This window comes from Halomonas cibimaris (genome assembly GCF_055379665.1).
The window spans coordinates 261,219-277,856 of record NZ_AP043828.1; the positions used below are offsets into that span (position 1 = coordinate 261,219).

Annotated in this window: 15 protein-coding genes and 3 tRNA genes; 2 read left to right on the forward strand and 16 right to left on the reverse strand. The window is 64.2% G+C overall.

The annotated features are described in order from the left end of the window. Positions 1 to 77: 77 nt before the first annotated feature. The 11 genes from ACZ415_RS01240 to ccmA all read right to left on the reverse strand — a co-directional run bounded on the left by ACZ415_RS01240 (position 78) and on the right by ccmA (position 12,581). Entirely contained in the window at positions 78 to 1,547 is a 1,470-nt protein-coding gene (locus ACZ415_RS01240; protein WP_344702605.1) for a cell division protein ZipA, read from the reverse strand. A 290-nt stretch (positions 1,548 to 1,837) separates the two neighbouring features. Beyond that, positions 1,838 to 5,329: a chromosome segregation protein SMC gene (gene smc, locus ACZ415_RS01245; RefSeq protein ID WP_344702603.1), complete on the reverse strand. Its 3,492-nt coding sequence runs from the start codon at positions 5,327 to 5,329 to the stop codon at positions 1,838 to 1,840. Positions 5,330 to 5,340: 11 nt separating this feature from the next. Beyond that, complete coding sequence (ccmI, locus tag ACZ415_RS01250; protein WP_344702600.1) at positions 5,341 to 6,576, reverse strand: c-type cytochrome biogenesis protein CcmI; 1,236 nt, start codon at positions 6,574 to 6,576, stop codon at positions 5,341 to 5,343. Beyond that, the gene (locus ACZ415_RS01255) at positions 6,573 to 7,043 is read right to left on the reverse strand and encodes a cytochrome c-type biogenesis protein (protein WP_344702598.1); all 471 of its coding nucleotides are present in this window, start codon (positions 7,041 to 7,043) and stop codon (positions 6,573 to 6,575) included. The genes ccmI and ACZ415_RS01255 overlap by 4 nt, the downstream gene beginning before the upstream one ends. After that, the gene (locus tag ACZ415_RS01260; protein ID WP_344702596.1) at positions 7,034 to 7,561 is read right to left on the reverse strand and encodes a DsbE family thiol:disulfide interchange protein; all 528 of its coding nucleotides are present in this window, start codon (positions 7,559 to 7,561) and stop codon (positions 7,034 to 7,036) included. The genes ACZ415_RS01255 and ACZ415_RS01260 overlap by 10 nt, the downstream gene beginning before the upstream one ends. Then, positions 7,558 to 9,570: a heme lyase CcmF/NrfE family subunit gene (locus ACZ415_RS01265; RefSeq protein ID WP_344702594.1), complete on the reverse strand. Its 2,013-nt coding sequence runs from the start codon at positions 9,568 to 9,570 to the stop codon at positions 7,558 to 7,560. The genes ACZ415_RS01260 and ACZ415_RS01265 overlap by 4 nt, the downstream gene beginning before the upstream one ends. A gap of 87 nt (positions 9,571 to 9,657) precedes the next feature. Beyond that, on the reverse strand, positions 9,658 to 10,134 hold the full coding sequence (gene ccmE / locus ACZ415_RS01270) for a cytochrome c maturation protein CcmE (protein ID WP_344702592.1): 477 nt from the start codon (positions 10,132 to 10,134) through the stop codon (positions 9,658 to 9,660). Then, the gene (ccmD, locus tag ACZ415_RS01275; protein ID WP_344702590.1) at positions 10,124 to 10,357 is read right to left on the reverse strand and encodes a heme exporter protein CcmD; all 234 of its coding nucleotides are present in this window, start codon (positions 10,355 to 10,357) and stop codon (positions 10,124 to 10,126) included. The genes ccmE and ccmD overlap by 11 nt, the downstream gene beginning before the upstream one ends. Continuing rightward, entirely contained in the window at positions 10,358 to 11,098 is a 741-nt protein-coding gene (locus ACZ415_RS01280) for a heme ABC transporter permease (RefSeq protein WP_344702588.1), read from the reverse strand. It abuts the gene before it with no gap. 11 nt (positions 11,099 to 11,109) lie between these two features. Then, a complete protein-coding gene (gene ccmB, locus ACZ415_RS01285) occupies positions 11,110 to 11,835 on the reverse strand; it encodes a heme exporter protein CcmB (RefSeq protein ID WP_344702586.1) in 726 nt (241 codons plus the stop codon). A gap of 56 nt (positions 11,836 to 11,891) precedes the next feature. Then, a complete protein-coding gene (gene ccmA, locus ACZ415_RS01290) occupies positions 11,892 to 12,581 on the reverse strand; it encodes a cytochrome c biogenesis heme-transporting ATPase CcmA (protein WP_425552726.1) in 690 nt (229 codons plus the stop codon). Between the two features lie 178 nt (positions 12,582 to 12,759). Here ccmA and ACZ415_RS01295 point away from each other — a divergent pair, with 178 nt between their 5' ends. Beyond that, entirely contained in the window at positions 12,760 to 13,395 is a 636-nt protein-coding gene (locus ACZ415_RS01295; protein WP_344702582.1) for an IMPACT family protein, read from the forward strand. A gap of 38 nt (positions 13,396 to 13,433) precedes the next feature. Further along, positions 13,434 to 14,381 (forward strand): tRNA dihydrouridine synthase, encoded by a 948-nt coding sequence (locus tag ACZ415_RS01300; protein WP_344703087.1) that lies wholly within the window; start codon positions 13,434 to 13,436, stop codon positions 14,379 to 14,381. Positions 14,382 to 14,449: 68 nt separating this feature from the next. On the opposite strand, the gene ACZ415_RS01305 is transcribed toward ACZ415_RS01300, so the two are convergent. The 5 genes from ACZ415_RS01305 to ACZ415_RS01325 form a co-directional block, all read right to left on the reverse strand. Next, positions 14,450 to 14,526: transfer RNA gene (locus tag ACZ415_RS01305), tRNA-Arg, on the reverse strand. A gap of 101 nt (positions 14,527 to 14,627) precedes the next feature. Then, positions 14,628 to 14,704: transfer RNA gene (locus ACZ415_RS01310), tRNA-Arg, on the reverse strand. Between the two features lie 23 nt (positions 14,705 to 14,727). Further along, positions 14,728 to 14,820 (reverse strand) — tRNA-Ser (locus ACZ415_RS01315). A 133-nt stretch (positions 14,821 to 14,953) separates the two neighbouring features. Beyond that, entirely contained in the window at positions 14,954 to 15,145 is a 192-nt protein-coding gene (gene csrA, locus ACZ415_RS01320; RefSeq protein ID WP_344702580.1) for a carbon storage regulator CsrA, read from the reverse strand. 191 nt (positions 15,146 to 15,336) lie between these two features. After that, positions 15,337 to 16,587, reverse strand: coding sequence for an aspartate kinase (locus ACZ415_RS01325; protein ID WP_344702578.1), 1,251 nt, complete (start codon positions 16,585 to 16,587; stop codon positions 15,337 to 15,339). Positions 16,588 to 16,638: the final 51 nt, after the last annotated feature.

Sequence of the window (16,638 nt, forward strand, 5' to 3'; positions counted from 1 at the left end):
GCGAAGACAAGCGCCCCATGATAAAACACAACACCCGCCTGGCGGCGGGTGCGTAGCCGGGGCCTTGCGCGGCGGGCCTACTGCGCCTGCAGCTGGCGGTGCAGCCGATGTCGGCGCTCAAACTCGTGCACCCGCTGGCGGGCAAACTCGATGGTTTGTGCGGTCATCACGCTGCGATTTTCGTCTTTGAGCTCGCCGCCCATATGGCGCACCACGACCATGGCCGTCTCCACCATGGCCTCAAAGGCGGTCGTGCTGTCCTTGGCACCGGGCAGCGGCATGAGAAAAGTGATGCCGGGGCAGGTAAACGGCTCGCCGTCTTCCACGGGAAACGATCCCGGCTTCACCACGTTGACCATGGAAAACTGCAGCTCGCTGTCTTCGCTTTCGGTCTCGAAGCGGTGAAAAACGCCAAGACCGCGGCTATAGCGCAGCCCGCAGGCCATCAGCAGCTTCAGCAGGCGTACGCCGTCAAACCCTTCGGGCTCTCGGGACATCACGCTGATAACGACCACTTCGTCAGCGGCACTGAGCGTCTTGCGGGCATAGCCGCCGGGTATATCGTTGCGCAGGGCTTTTTCCAGCACCGGGTCCATCGGCGGATCGTCCGCAGGACGGGGGTCGATCGGGGCGTTGTCGGCGTGCGCGGCGTCGGCCTGGCGCGCCGGCTCCGCGGGCCGGGCGTGTTCGGCCTGGGCGTCGTGGCCGGCCTGGCGCTTGTGCGCCTCGCGCTCGGCCTGCTCTTTGGCTCGCACCTCGGCCCGGTGCGCCTTGTCCTGCCGGCGACGCTTTTTGGTTTCCTGCTTGGCGCGGCGACGCTCGACAAAGCGCTGTTTGACCGAACGGCTCATGCCTTCGATGTCCACCAGCCGATATGCTTCGTCGTCGTCATGCTCTCTATGGTCGTCATACTCTCGATGGTCGTCATATTCTCCATGGTCGCCATACTCTCCATGGTCGTTATGATCGCGGTCGTCATGATCGCCGACGGTATCGCGGCGCAGCTGACGACGCGACGCCGGGCGATGGCTGACCTGATGCGCTCGGGCGTCGTCCGCCTCAGCGCGTAGCGCCATGTCGGCTACGTTCTGCTGTGTACCATCCTGCGAGGCTTCATGCGCCGGCGCGGTTTCTTCCCGGGCCGAGTGCTGCGGCGCTGCCTCGGGCGGGCCTTCGGCGGCAGGCACGCGCAGCCCAGGCTCACTGTGCGGGCGGGCTTCACGGCGCGACGCAGAGGAAGACGAGTGGCGAAACCCAGCGAGCACGCGCGAAGGCCCGGGATGCTCGGGCTCTTGGCGCTCCAGCGGCGGTTTTTCGCTCAGACCGGTGTAATCCGCCGGCTTGGTCACGCGGGCACCGCCGTTGGGCAGCTCCCAGTCGACCTCGGCATCGCGCGAGGCTTGTTCGGCATCACGGCCGGCCGCACTGCTTTCGGCCTGATCCAGACGCGGAACGCGGCGCTGGCGTTGAAGCCGGCGAATGCCGTCAATGACGATGAGCGAAACCAGCGCCAGCCCCAAAATGATGAGCCACTCTCTTAGTTCCATGTTGCACTTTCCATGGGTCGTTTTCCGGTTTTCTAGCCGGCTGCTTTTATCGGCTATATAAGCCGATGGCAAAGCGTCGTTGTAATAATTGCCGTATGTAGCTACAGCACCTGACGTATCGTTGCGGCCGTTCTACCTGAAGCATAGCTTGATTGCCATAAGCAGCGCCAGTTCTTGCGATTTTTCACCTTTGCGTGCTTTTTTTCGCGGCTTTTAGCCCCGTTGTTCGCCGCTATCTTACAGGATGAGCCGACGCTATCCGACCTGGGGCCCCGGCTTTTGCGCCAAGGTCAGGCACTGGCAAGCGCTGCGGCCTCTTCGACGCCTACCGCGACCAGACGCGAGACGCCGGGCTCTTGCATTGTGACGCCCATGAGCCGCTCCGAGGCCTCCATGGCAATCTTGTTGTGGGTGATATAGATAAACTGCACGGTCTCTGACATTTCCTTGACCAGCTTGGCATAGCGGCCCACGTTGGCATCGTCCAGCGGCGCGTCTACCTCATCGAGCATACAAAACGGTGCAGGATTGAGCTGGAAAATGGCAAACACCAGCGACAGTGCGGTCAGCGCCTTTTCCCCGCCGGAAAGCAGATGGATGGTGGTGTTTTTCTTACCCGGCGGGCGCGCCATGATCGCAACGCCGGTGGCCAGCAGGTCGTCGTCGGTGAGCGTAAGCCAGGCCGTGCCGCCGCCGAACACCCGGGGAAACAGCGCCTGCAGCCCGGCGTTTACCTCGTCGAAGGTGGCCTTGAAGCGCACGCGGGTTTCCTGATCGATCCGCCGAATCGCTCGCTCCAGCGTCACAAGCGCCTCGGTCAACTCGTCGTGCTGGGCTTCAATATAGTCGCGCCGCTCGGCCTGCTGGTCGTATTCCTCGATGGCGGCCAGGTTGATCGCGCCCAGCCGGCGAATCTTGTCCGCGGTGGCCTCAAGCGTGGCCTGCCAGCGGGCCTCGTCGGCATCAGCAGGCAGGGTCTTTTCCAGCGCCTCGGCGCTGAGTTCAAGCTCGGCCAGCTGCGCCTCCTGGGCGGCGGCCTTGAGCGAAAGCGCCTGGGCGTCCATGCGCCGCTGCTGAAGCTGCTCGCGGTTTTGCTCCAGGCAGCGCTCGTGGTTCTGCCGGGCCTGCTCGTCGTGGCGCAGCGCTTCAACCAGCGTCTGGGCCTGATCTTTGATGTCGGTCAGCCGGCGCTCCTGCTGTTCGCGCTGGTGCAAAAGCCCTTCGAGCTCCTCGGCGGCCAGCTCGTCAGGCTCAAAAAGCGCTTCAAGGCTTTCTTCCAGCTCGGCGATACGCAGCGCCAGGCGCTCTTCGCCTTCGTCGCTGCGCGCGCGCTGGGCGTTCAGGCTGTCGCGCTCAACCGTCAGCCGCTCGCGCTCGATCGCCCGCTCCTGCTGACGGACCTTCAGTGGGGTCTGCTGCTGTTCAAGGCGTTGGCGCTGCTCGCGCTGCTGCTGGCTTTCGGCGCGGGCGTTTTCACGGCGTTCGCTGGCCTGCTCCAGGCGTGCCATGGCCTCGCTCCAGCGTTCGCGCTGCTCTTCAAGCGCAAGCGTCAGTTCGGCGTCGTCTTCGTCGAGCCGGGAAAGCTCTTCGTCAAGCTCGGCGGCACGGCTTTGCAAGTGTTCGATGCGCTGGGCGTGGCTGCGTTCGGCCAGGGCTGCCTGCTGCAAAACGGCGGCGTGCTCGCGCTCCCGGCGGGCATGGTCTTCCCCGGCGGCTTCCAGCGCTTTGAGGCGTTCGCGGCCGTCGTCGAGCGCGCACTGCGCCTGCTCCAGCGCCGCCGCTTGCTTTTCCTGCTGCGCGGCAAGCTCGGCGTAGCGCCGCCGGGTCACCAGCAGGGCATCCACGCCCTCGCCTGCGGCCTGCTGGCGCACAAACCCCGGCGCCTGCCACACGCCGTCCGGGCTGAGCACGCTTTCTACGCGGTCTAGCGTGGGCGCCAGCGCGCCGGCCTGGGCGGCACGCTCCACACAGTAAATACGCCCCAGCCAGTGGCCCAGCGCGCCCGCGCCGCGCACCTTTTCGGCCAGGGTTCCCGGCGCCGCCGGGGCGTCGGCGTTATCCAGCAGGCACCAGTCAGCGGCCAGCGCCTCGGGCAGCGCGGCCAGCGCCCGGGGGGCAACCATGCGTGCGCTGAGCCAGGGCGACAGCAGCCAGGAAACGGCGGCCTCCCAGCCCGGGGCCACCTCGATCACTTCGCCAAGCCGTGGGGCATCGGCCAGGCCGCGCTGTTCCAGGGCCGCTTCCAGCGCCGGGTCGTGGTCGGCAAGGGCGGCGTCCATCAGCGTTTTCAAGGAGGTCTGCTCGCCTTCCATGCGGCTGAGCGCGGCGCGGGCCTCGTCTCGGCGCCGACCCTGTGCGCTTTGTTCTTCCCGGGTGCGGGCCAGGGCTTCCCGGTCGTGTTCGCGCTGCGCAGCCAGGCGCTTCGCTTCGCGTTCGGCGTCTTCCAGCGTGGCCTGAAGCTCGGCGTGGCGGGCCTCAAGCTCGGCCAGGTCGTCCATGTCGCTGCGCTGGCCGCGGCGGCGGTCGCGCTCGGCGCGCAGGCGCTGGATGCGCTGCTCCAGATCGCGCAGCTGATCCTGACCGCGCTCGGCGTCACGGCTGGCCTCGCGCCAGCTTTCGTCGGCGGCGTTTCGGGCCTGCTCTGCCGCTTCCAGCGCCGGGGCGGCATCGCTCAGCTCGGCGTCGAGCTGCGCCAGCTGTTCTTCCAGCGCCTCCATATCCGGCAAGAGCGTTTCCAAACGCTCGTCGATGGCGGCCAGGCGCTCGCCGTCGCTTTCGCTGATCCGGCGCTGTTCGTCGCGCTCCCGGCGGGCCGCGTCGATGTCGGCGGCCAGCTGCGCCCGGCGGCTTTTACGGTGGCTCTGGTCCTGCTCGATGCGGGCAATGCGGGTGGTGGTGGCGTAAAACGCCTGCTGGTGGCGGTCGAGCACCTCACTTAGCTCATCGTGGTGCTCGCGCGTCTGCTCAAGGCGGGTTTCGCACTGGCGCACGCCGAAGAGGTCTTTCTCCACGGCGGTTTCCAGCTCGCGCACCCGGCTTTCCTGATGGCTCTGCTCGGCGCGCAGGGCCCGGCCACGCAGCAGCGCCAGTTCGCCTTTCAGGCGGTGCTCCTGCTGTTTGAGGGTCTGGTAGCGCTTGGCCGCCTCGGCCTGGCGCTTCAAGCGTTCGAGCTGTTTATCCAGCTCTTCGCGGATGTCGTCGAGGCGGTCGAGGTTTTCCTGGGTGCGGCGCATGCGGTTTTCGGTTTCCCGCCGGCGCTCTTTGTATTTGGCAATCCCTGCCGCTTCTTCAAGGGTCGCACGCAGATCGTCGGGACGCGCCTCGATCAGCCGAGAAATCATGCCCTGGCCGATGATGGCGTAGGAGCGCGGGCCAAGCCCGGTGCCCATGAACAGATCGGCAATGTCGCGGCGGCGGCATTTCTGGCCGTTGAAGAAGTAGGCCGACTGGCCGTCCCGGCTGACCTGGCGCTTGACTGCGATTTCAGCGTACTGGGCGTACATGCCGCCCATGGCGCCGTCGCGGTTGTCGAACTTGAGCTCGATGGAGGCCTGGCTTACGGGCTTGCGCCCGGTGGAGCCGTTGAAGATCACATCGGCCATGGATTCGCCGCGCAGGGTCTTGGCCGAGGATTCGCCCATGACCCAGCGCACCGCGTCGATGATGTTCGACTTGCCGCAGCCGTTGGGGCCGACAATGGCGGTCATGTTGCCGTCGAAGGGGACGCTGACCGGGTCTACAAAAGATTTAAACCCGGCCAGATGAATGGCCGTTAAACGCATGCCGGCAGGGCTTACTCGAAGACGCGGTTGACACGGACGTCAACGGCGTCGCTGCCTTCAAGCGCGCCTACGGCCACCTTGTCAACATCGCCAAACAGATCCCCCGGCTGCGGGGTGGCCTGGCCCGAGGGCGAGACGCGCACCACAAGCCGTACGCGATCGGTATCGGCCATGGAGGCCTGCGGCGACATGGCGTCGCGCTCACTTAGCGTCACCGTTTCAGGCAGCGCGGCCACGGTGGTGCGCTTGACCGCCAGCGGCGGCTTCTCACCTTCCAGGTCCCGGGCGGTAACAAACACGGTGGCATCGCCGGGGACTCGATCACGCAGCGCCTCGTCCAGGGCGACGCGTACTTTCACGCCCTGCCCCGGCTCGACGGCGTCCGGTTCGATGCCCAGGCGCTGCTGGGCGACCTTGATGCCCTGTTTAAGCGACTGCACGGTCTCCGGGTTTTGCAGGTTGGCAGCGGCCCGGCGCCAGCGGTCGATGGCCGCTTTGTAGTTACCGTTGTCGAAGGCGTGAACCCCCATCACGCTGAGCATGGTGGGCTCGCGCGGGTCTTTTTGGCGAATCTCGTCGACCAGCGCCTCCAGTTCGGCGGTGAGCTTGCGATCCGCCATGAAAAAGCGAATCTGCGCCAGCTGGGCCAGAAGCGACGGGTGCCGGCCTTCCAGCTCAATCAGGTTTTCCAGCGCGTTGGCGGCTTTTTGCGGCTGGCCGGTCTGGCGGTACAGCGGAAACAGCTCGCCCCAGACGCTGGGATTATCCGGCTGGCGCTGGGCCTGGGCTTCCATGCGTTCCAGATACATGGCAAGCGAGCCCTCGGGGTCGCTTTGCACCTCCTGCTGCACGGCGTACAGCGCCAGATCGCCTTCGGCGCCCTGGCGCTGATACCAGACCACGCTTGCCAGCACCACGGCCAGCATAAGGGCCGGCACGGCAAGACGCCCTGCTCGGGCTGCCTTCAGCGGGCGGTGCGACAGGCGCCGGGTGTCATCCAGCAGATTGCGCTCCAGCTCCAGGCGATCTTCGTCGTATTGCGTCTGGCTGACGTCGCCCCGCTCGCGGGCGGCCTCAAGAGAGGCCAGCCGGCGGTTAAAGATCGCCACGTTCTGCTCGGTGGCGGTATCGTTGGCGTCGTTATCAACCAGGGTATCGTGCAAACGGCGGGACTGGCGCAGCGGCAGCGCCAAAAAGCCGAGCGCCAGCAAAAGCAGTACGGCAAACCCAATCCACAGCAGCGTCATGAAGACCTCTTGCGCTTAGTCAGTTCATCCAGGCGGGCCTGCTCGTCTGCGCTCAGCGACGCCGCCGAGGCGTTGCGCCGGGTGCGGACAATCAGCGCCACCAGCAGCGCCCCGGCGAGCAGCAGCGCGACGGGGATGCCCCACAGCAGGTAGGTACGGTTTTCCAGCCGCGGATTGTACAAAATGTACTCGCCGAAGCGGTCAACCATGTGATTGACGATCTCGGTATCCGATTTGCCGTCCTGCAGCAGCGCGTATACGCGGTCGCGCATGTCGCCGGAAATGGGCGCGTCGGAATCGCCGATCGCCTGATTTTCACACAGCGGGCAGCGCATGGAGCCGGTGAGGTCGCGGTAGCGCTCCTGCATCACCGGATCGTCAAAGTCGCGCACTTCGATACCCACGGCCACCGCAGCGGCGGGCAGCGTCAGCAGCAAAGCAAACAGCAGCCAGCGAATCAGCGCCATTTTTTCACCTCCGGCACGATCACCTCGCGCACGTCTTCCGGGGCGATGTAGCCCGTGTGGTGGTAGCGGATTACCCCGTCGGCGTCGACCAGAAAGGTTTCCGGCGCGCCGTAGACGCCCAGATCAAAGCCCAGGTCCCCGTCGGGGTCGAAAATATTCAGCTCGAAGGGATTGCCGTACTCGGCAAGAAACTGCCTGCCCTTCTCGCGCGTATCTCGGTAGTCCACGCCCACCATGCGGATGCCGCGCTCGGCCAGGTCCAGCAGCTGGGGCATTTCCTGCTTGCACGCCGGGCACCACTCTCCCCAGACGTTCACCAGCGTGACTTCGCCTTTGAGCAGGCTTTCATCCACGGTGCGATTCGGATCTTCCAGGGTGGAGGCGCTGAACGCCGGGAAGTCCCGCTCAATCAGCGCGGAATCGCGGTACGACGGGTCCATGCCCAGCCGATAGTAGAAAAACGCCGCCAGCCCCAAAAAGGCGATAAGCGGCAAAAACAGCAGCAGTCGGCGCTTCATGCGGTGGCCTCCCGAGACGCGGTGGCAGGGGCAGCGCCGGCGCGCTCGGCGTGGCGATCCCGCGCCGGCACGCGGCGGTAGCGTTTGTCGATGACGGCGATTACGCCGCCGGCGGCCATGAGCAGCCCACCCAGCCACAGCCAGCGCACCAGCGGTTTGTACTGCAGGCGCACAGCCCAGCTGCCGTCACCCAGGTCTTCGCCCAGGGCAACGTAGAGATCGCGGGTAAAGCCGGCGCGCAGGGCCACCTGGGTCATGGGCATGCCGGTCGCCAGATACAGGCGTTTTTCCGGCCGCATCATGAAGTGGGTGCCGTTTTCACGCTCGACGCGCAGGGTCGCGGTATCGGCCAGATAGTTGGGCCCGCGGCGTTCGCGCAGGTTCTGCAGAGTAAAGGTGTAGCCGGCCATTTCGACCGAGTCGCCGGGCGCCATGCGCACGTTGCGCTCGATGTTGTCGTTGGACACCACGGCCACGCCGACCATGGTCACAGCAATGCCCAGATGCCCCAGCACCATGCCCCAGTGGGCCAGCGAAATTTTCTTGAAGCCGCGGCCAACGCTGCTGGAAGCGCGCACCCGGGCGACAATATCGCGCACCATGGGCAGCACAATCCACAGCGCCAGCATCATGCCCAGCATGACCTTGGCGTTCCACTCGGGCCCGTAGAACAGCGGAATCGTCGCCCCCAGCACCAGCGCGGCGACGCCGGAAAGCCACACCCGGGAGAGCAGCTCGCGACCCGGCATCTGCTTCCAGCGCGCGACGGGGCCAAGGCCCATGAACAGGCTCATGATCGCCGTCAGCGGCACAAACAGCGAATTGAAGTACGGCGGGCCCACGCTGATTTTGCCAAGCCCCAGGGCGTCAAGAATCAGCGGATACAGCGTGCCCAGCAGGATGGTCACGGTCATGATGACCAGCAGGATGTTGTTGACCAGCAGCAGCGAATCCCGGGACAGCCAGGTAAAGCCCACCTTATGGCTGACGCGCGGAGCGCGCAGGGCAAACACCAAAAGCGACAGCGTCACCGTAATGGCCAGCAGCACCAGGATAAACAAGCCCCGCGAGGGGTCGTTGGCGAAGGCGTGCACCGAGGTCAATACGCCAGAGCGCACCAGGAAGGTGCCCATCAGCGAAAGCGAGAAGGTGGCAATGGCCAAAAGCACCGTCCAGCTTTTGAACGAGCCGCGCTTTTCGGTCACCGCAAGCGAGTGGATCAGCGCGGTGCCGGCAAGCCAGGGCAGAAGCGATGCGTTTTCTACCGGGTCCCAGAACCACCAGCCGCCCCAGCCGAGCTCGTAGTAGGCCCACCAGCTGCCCAGCGCAATGCCCACGGTGAGAAACGCCCAGGCGGCGTTGGTCCAGGGGCGCGCCCAGCGGGTCCAGGCGGCGTCCAGCCGGCCGCCCAAAAGCGCGGCAATGGCAAAGGCAAACACCACCGAAAAGCCGACGTAGCCCATATAGAGCATCGGCGGGTGCACGACAAGGCCGAAGTCCTGGAGCAGCGGGTTAAGATCGGTGCCGTCTTCGGGCATGTTGGGCAGAAGACGTGCAAAAGGGTTGGAGGTCACCAGCACGAACAGCAAAAAGCCGGCGCCGATCAGCCCCAGAATGCCGGTCACTCGGGCCACCATGTCGCGCGGCAGCCTGCGCGACCACAGCGAGGCCAAAAGGCCCCAGGCCGACAGCATCAAACTCCACAGCAGTACCGAGCCTTCGTGGTTGCCCCACACCGCGCTGAGCTTGTAGTACCACGGCAGCAGCGAGTTGGAGTTGTTGGCCACGGTGGCCACGCTGAAGTCGTCGGCCATATAGCTGGCCGTCAGGCAGGCGTAGGCAATCGCCAGAAAAACAAACTGCCCGGCGGCCATTGGACGGTCAAAGGCCATCCACAGCGGCCGCCGGGTCGCCGCGCCGGCCAGCGGCACCACGGCCTGAATGATGGCCATCAACAGCGCAATAATCAGCGCAAAGTGGCCAATTTCGGGAATCATCTTGGTCAACATGGGGACTCCGATAAAGCGGCTGCAGCTGCGGGCACGGCTGCGAGTCGAAGGGCAAGCACAGCGGCGAAAGCGTTGGTCACTCCCATGCTATTCACCCGCGGCCGAATCGGCGGCCTTTTCGGCAAAATCCGACGGCTGATAGCCGGCGTCTTCCAGCGCGTCGGCTACCTCCGGCGGCATGTAGTTTTCATCGTGGCGGGCCAGCACCTGATCGGCGCGAAGGCGCCCGCCCTTTTGCAGCTCACCGACCACGACCACGCCCTGCCCTTCGCGAAACAGATCCGGCAGGATGCCGCTGTAGTACACGTCCAGATCGTCGACGTAGTCGGTCACGGTGAACTCAACGTTCAGGCTTTCCGGATCGCGCGCCACGCTGCCTTCCTTGACCATGCCGCCGGCGCGAATCTGGCGTTCGAACGGTGCTTTGCCCTGGGCGATTTCCACCGGGCTGAAAAACAGGTTGATATTGCTGCGCAGCGCATACAGCGTCAGCCCCACGGCCACCGCGGTCAGGCTAACCAGGCCGACAATGACATAAAGTTTCTGCTTGCGTTTAGGTGTCATGATGACCTCCCCCGGCAGCTGCGTTTCCCGCCACTGCTGCGTTGTCCTGATGCGTCTGCTCGCGCCGGTCGCGGCGCTTCAGGCCCTTGATGAGCTGGCGACGCTCAAGGCGTGCATGCCACACCGACGCCAGCAGAAGAAACAGCGTAACGCCCCAGGCCGACCACACATAAGGCGCATGGCCGCCCATGGCGATAAAGTCCGCAAACGATGTAAACGCCATCTAGCGTGCCTCCCGGAACATGTCTTTTACCCAGCGCTTGCGAAACTCCCGGCGCAGAATTTCGCTGCGCGTGCGCATCAGCGTCAAGGCGATAAAAAAGCTGTAAAACCCTACCACCATCACCAGCAGGGGCAGCCACATATCCACAGGCATTGCCGGCTTGGAGGTGACGCTGAAGGTGGCCGGCTGATGCAGGGTATACCACCAGTCCACCGAATATTTGATGACCGGGATGTTGATAACGCCGACCATGGCCAGCACCGAGGCGGCCCGGGCGCCGCCGTCACGGCTGGAAAACGCGCCGCGCAGGGCAATCACGCCAAGGTACAAAAACAGCAAAATCAGCATGGATGTCAGCCGGGCATCCCACATCCACCAGGTCCCCCAGGTAGGCACGCCCCACACCGCACCGGAAAAAAGCGCCACAAACGTCATGGCAGCCCCGAAAGGCGCCATCACCTTGGCCGCCATATCGGCAATCTTGATCTTCCAGACCATAAACACCAGCCCGGCGGCGGCCATGCTGATAAACACCGACTGGGCCAAAAACGCCGCCGGCACGTGGATATAGATAATGCGAAAACTGTTGCCCTGCTGATAGTCCGCCGGCGCAAAGGCCAGCCCCCATACGGTGCCGGCCATGATCAGCACCCCGGCTACGGCCCAGAACCAGGGCTGCAGTTTGGCGCTGATGGCGTAAAACCATTTAGGCGACCCGAGCTTGTGAATAAACGCCCACATAGTGGTTTTCCTCAACCGTTAAGACTGATGCGCAGCGCAGCGGCAATCGCCCAGGGCGAAAGCGCCAGCGACGCCGCCAGCAGCGCACCCAGTATAGCCAGATGGGCACCGGCACCATCGCCCATGATCGCGGCCTGTACGGCCCCGGCGCCAAAGATGAGCACGGGAATATAAAGCGGCAGTACCAGAAGCGAAAGCAGCACGCCGCCCCGGGAAAGCCCCACCGTCAGCGCCGCGCCAATGGCGCCAATCACGCTCAGGCTGGCACTGCCCAACGCCAGCGACAGCGCCAGCACGCCGTAGCTTCCCGCCGGCAGCGAAAGCATGATGCCCAAAAGCGGCGCCATCAGCGCAAGCGGCAGCCCGGTCAACAGCCAGTGCACCGCCACCTTGGCCAGCGCCAGCGCGGCCAGCGGCTGCGGGGCAAGCAGCAGCTGTTCCAGACTGCCGTCGTCAAAATCGCCGCGAAACAGGCTATCCAGCGACAGCAGCGCGGCAAGGAGCGATGCCACCCACAAAAGGCCCGGTGCGATGCGCTGCAAAAGATCCGGATCCGGCGAGATACCGATGGGAAACAGCGTAATCACCAGAGCAAAGAACACCAGCGGGTTGATCACCTCGCCGCGGCTGCGCAGCATCAGCACCAGATCGCGCTTGAGCGTCGCCCCAAGCGCAACCCCCACGCTGCCCCCGGCAGGCTGCCAGGCGTTTGCCGCCGTTTCTGTTTCGTTTGCCATGGCCTTGTCCATTGCTTGGCGCCTCGTTGCTTGCCGCGTTTTATACCGCACGGCCTTTATTGGCCCAGCGGCAGCCGCCGTAGCCGGGGGGATGCTGCCAGCTCGTGGTGGGTGGTCACAATCACACAGCCCCCGGCCCGGGCATGCTCGTCAAGTGCGGCCTCCAGCGCCGCCACGCCGTCGCGGTCAATGGCGGTAAACGGCTCATCGAGCACCCACAGCGCGCGCGGCGTCAGCGTCAGCCGTGCCAGCGCCACCCGGCGCTGCTGGCCGGCAGAAAGCTGCCCGGCGGGCACGTCCTCAAAGCCTTTCAGTCCCACGCGCGCCAGCGCCTCAAGGCGGTCTTCCTCGCCGCCACGCTCGCCGCCCAAAGCCTGGTACCAGGCCAGGTTTTCCAGCGCTGAAAGCCCTGCCTTGACCCCCGGCGAATGCCCCAGATACAGCAGGTTGGCCAGAAAGGCATCGCGCATCTCGCGCAAGGGGCGACCGTTCCAGAAAAGCGTTCCTTCATGGTCACTCAGCTGGCCGGCGAGAATCTTCAGCAGCGTCGTTTTGCCACAGCCGTTGGGCCCTTCCACCCGTACGATTTCACCGCTTTTGATATCCACGTCAAGATCGGTAAACAGCCAGCGATCGTCGCGTTCGCAGGCAAGCTTGCGGGCTTGAAGGCACAGGCTCAAGGGGACTCTCCAGGCAGATATTGGCGGACCGGACTTTACACGTAAAGCCCCGGGCTCGCCAGCCATAATGCGACGCACGGCCACACCGCTGGCGCCACCGCACGCTGAGCTGTGTAATGTAAAACCCGTGCACAGCGCGTACGCCGTTTGTGCGGCCACGGGCCCGGTGCAATTGCCAGCCGTTCACCGGCGATGTCATCATTCTGCGTTGCGTTCAACACAACGCCCATGCAACGGAGCCCCAATGCGCTACCTCATTCCCTGTCCGGCGACGGATGCCCCTCGGGTAACGGAGATCGACGTCGAAAAAAGCCGGTTTATTGCCTGGCTGTGCCGCACGCCCACGCCGACGGATGCCGAACGTCTGCTGGCCGCCGCCCAAAGCGCGCACCCCGGCGCCACCCACCACTGCACCGCCTTTATTGCCGGTGCGCCCGGCGAGCAGCAAGCCATCGGCTTTGCCGATGACGGTGAGCCCGGCGGCACCGCCGGACGGCCGATGTATCAGGTGCTCGACGGCAGCGGTCTGGGCGAGATCGGCTGCGTGGTCATTCGCTATTTCGGCGGCACCAAGCTGGGTACCGGCGGGCTTGCCCGCGCCTATGCCCAGGCGGTGAGTACCGCGCTGGAAGGCTTGCCGACCCGCGAGGTGGTCGAGCGCGATGCCTACACGCTGCGCCTTGGCTTTGCCCAGGAAGCCGAGGCCCGCGCCTGGTGCAGCGATAACGACATTCCCGTGACCGCCGCGGACTACGACGGCGAAGGCGTTTGCCTGACGCTTGGCTGGCCGCGTGATATTGCCGTTGATTCGACACCGCTGGAAAACCGCCTGAAAGCCAGCGTCACGCTGAGCGCCGCGTCCCGGGACGCCACTTCATGAGCCGCCCTACGCCATACGGCCGCATCGGCCTTGCTCCCATGGAAGGCGTCATCGACGCGGTCACCCGCGAGCTTCTCACCGCTCGCCCGGGCTTTGACTGGACGGTAACCGAGTTCGTTCGCGTGGTGGACGCTCGCCTGCCGCCCCGAGTGTTTTACAAACACTGCCCGGAGCTTGAAACCGGCGCCAACGCCACGCCTACCGGCGTGCCGGTGCACCTTCAGCTGCTCGGCTCTGATGCGGCAGCGCTGGCGGCCAACGCCCGGCAGGCACTGAAGCTTGGCGCTACCGGTATTGACCTGAACTTTGGCTGCCCGACCAAACTGGTCAATCGCCACGACGGCGGGGCCTCGCTGCTGCGCCGTCCGGAGCGGGTGTACCGGGCTGTGCGGGCCGTGTTTGATGCCGTCGGCGAGCGGATTCCCGTCACAGCCAAGATTCGTCTGGGGTTCGCCGACAGGCAATTGGCCGTAGCCTGCGGCCAGGCCGCCGAGCAAGGGGGTGCTTGCCGGCTGGTGGTACATGCCCGAACTCGCAACGAGGGCTATCGCCCGCCGGCCCACTGGGAGTGGATCGGCAAGATACGGCGCCACCTGGCCATACCGGTGGTCGCCAACGGCGATATCTGGACGCTGGAAAACTACTGGAAAGCGCGCACGCTATCCGGCTGCGATGACGTGATGCTCGGCCGCAGCGCGCTGGCCGACCCTTGGCTTGCCGGCCGTATACGCCACTGGCAGCGTACCGGCGAGCGCCTGGCCGACACCACCTGGCCGATGCGCGCCGAGGTGCTGCAGGCCTATGCCCGCCGCCAGCGCCAAACGCTGCCCGAGCGCATTGTTACCTCGCTGGTCAAACAGTGGCTTTCACAGATGCGCCAGCGAAGCGGCGAAGCCGACCTGCATTTCCACCGCGTTAAGCGCCTGACAACGCTGGACGAGCTGCTGGCTGCGCTATCAGCCAGCACGCCCCCGGCCGGCCAATAGCCCAGACGACGCGCCGGCCTTGAACAGCAAAAAACCCGCTTCTCGAAAGAAGCGGGTTTTTCATAAACTGGTGCGCCCGGGAGGATTCGAACCTCCGACCACCTGATTCGTAGTCAGGTACTCTATCCAGCTGAGCTACGGGCGCTTTTTCAGGCCTTGCCTGTATAAAGGTTGCCAAGGCGTGCGTCAGGTTTTGGCAAAACGCTGTCAGGTGCGCAAGCGATAGCGTCGATCCTGATACCTTGGTGGTGCGCCCGGGAGGATTCGAACCTCCGACCACCTGATTCGTAGTCAGGTACTCTATCCAGCTGAGCTACGGGCGCATACCGTTTTGCGTGTGCAGTCATGGCGGAGAGAGAGGGATTCGAACCCTCGATAGGGCTACAAACCCTATACTCCCTTAGCAGGGGAGCGCCTTCAGCCACTCGGCCACCTCTCCTTAACGGCACGGCGCGAATATTACCGATATCAGCCTACCCTGTCTACCCTTTCGTCGATTTTTTTCGCGCTTTGCCGAGCTGGCGGGCGTTATGACCCGGCGTATGCGGGCACGGGGCGGACCAGCCAACCTTTCAGCTTTCCTCGTTTCCTTCGCTATCAAGCTCACGCTGGATGCGCTGATAAATTTCTTCGCGATGGACAGCCACGTCTTTAGGCGCATTAACGCCGATACGCACCTGGTTGCCCTTAACACCGAGCACCGTCACGGTGATCTCGTCACCAATCATCAGGGTTTCACCAACGCGGCGCGTCAGGATTAGCATGGCTGATCTCCTTCTCAGACGTTGATTGCAGCATGCCACCGCCGTCGGCGATGGCCGGTTATGATGCGTCCTGGCATCGTGGTCGCTCACGGTGTCGGCGCGTAGCGCACTCTTCCCGTTGAGTCAGAGCGCGCCGCCAGAGGGTAACAGAGCCTCCCTCAGCGGCGTAGAAGCTTGTAACGATGGCATCGTTAGTCTTGTTCAATATCGGCCTGGTCTAATCCAAACGCCTTGTGCAGCGCCTTGACCGCAAGTTCCATGTGCTTTTCATCGATGACCACGGAAATCTTGATCTCGGAGGTGGAGACCATGCGGATATTGATGTTTTCCTCGGCCAGCACGCGAAACATCTTCGATGCCACCCCGGCGTGCGAGCGCATCCCTACGCCCACCAGCGACACCTTGGCGATGTTGTTATCGCCGCGCAGCTCGCCGCCGCCCAGATCGGGCAGAATGGTTTCTTCGATGAGCTTTCTGGTGGTCTTGTAATCGCCCTTGGCCACGGTAAACGTGAAATCCGTGTAGTCGCCGGCCGGCGCTACGTTTTGCACAATCATGTCGACTTCGATGTTGGCCGCAGCGATCGGATCCAGAATGCGCGATGCCACCCCGGGAATATCCGGCGTGTTCAAAAGCGTCAGCTTGGCTTCGTTTTTATTAAATGCGATACCGGAAATCAGCGGTTCTTCCATAGAGTCCTCGTCTTTGTCGGATTCTGCCACAATAAGCGTGCCGGGGCCGTCCTCGAAACTCGACAGCACCCGAAGGGGGACGTTGTATTTGCCGGCAAATTCAACCGCGCGAATCTGCAAAACCTTCGAGCCCAGGCTTGCAAGCTCCAGCATTTCTTCGACGGTGATGGTTTCCAGCCGGCTGGCCCTGGAGCATACCCGCGGGTCGGTGGTGTAAACGCCGTCAACGTCAGTGTAGATCTGGCATTCGTCGGCGCCCAGCGCCGCTGCCAGCGCCACGCCGGTGGTATCCGAGCCGCCGCGCCCGAGCGTGGTAATGTTGCCGTCTTCATCAACGCCCTGAAAGCCGGCGACCACGACGACTTTACCGGCATCGAGATCGGCTTTGACATCATCGGTTTCAATGCGCTGAATGCGCGCTCGGGTATAGGCGCTGTCGGTATGAATGCCGACCTGGGCACCGGTATGCGAAGTGGCGGGCACGCCTTGCTGCTGAAGCGCCATGGCTAAAAGCGAAATGGTCACCTGCTCGCCGGTGGACAGCAGCATGTCCATTTCCCGCGGGTCGGGATCGCCGTTGAGCGAGGACGCCATATCGGTCAGGCGGTTGGTTTCGCCGCTCATCGCCGAGACCACCACCACGACCTGGTGGCCCTGATCGCGAAAGCCTTTGACTTTTGCTGCGACGGCCTTGATGCGCTCAACCGAGCCCACTGAGGTGCCGCCGAACTTTTGTACGTATAGTGCCATAGAGAGTTGTTTTCCTTATACGCTCGGGAGTGAAAAGTACAGAAAGTACGG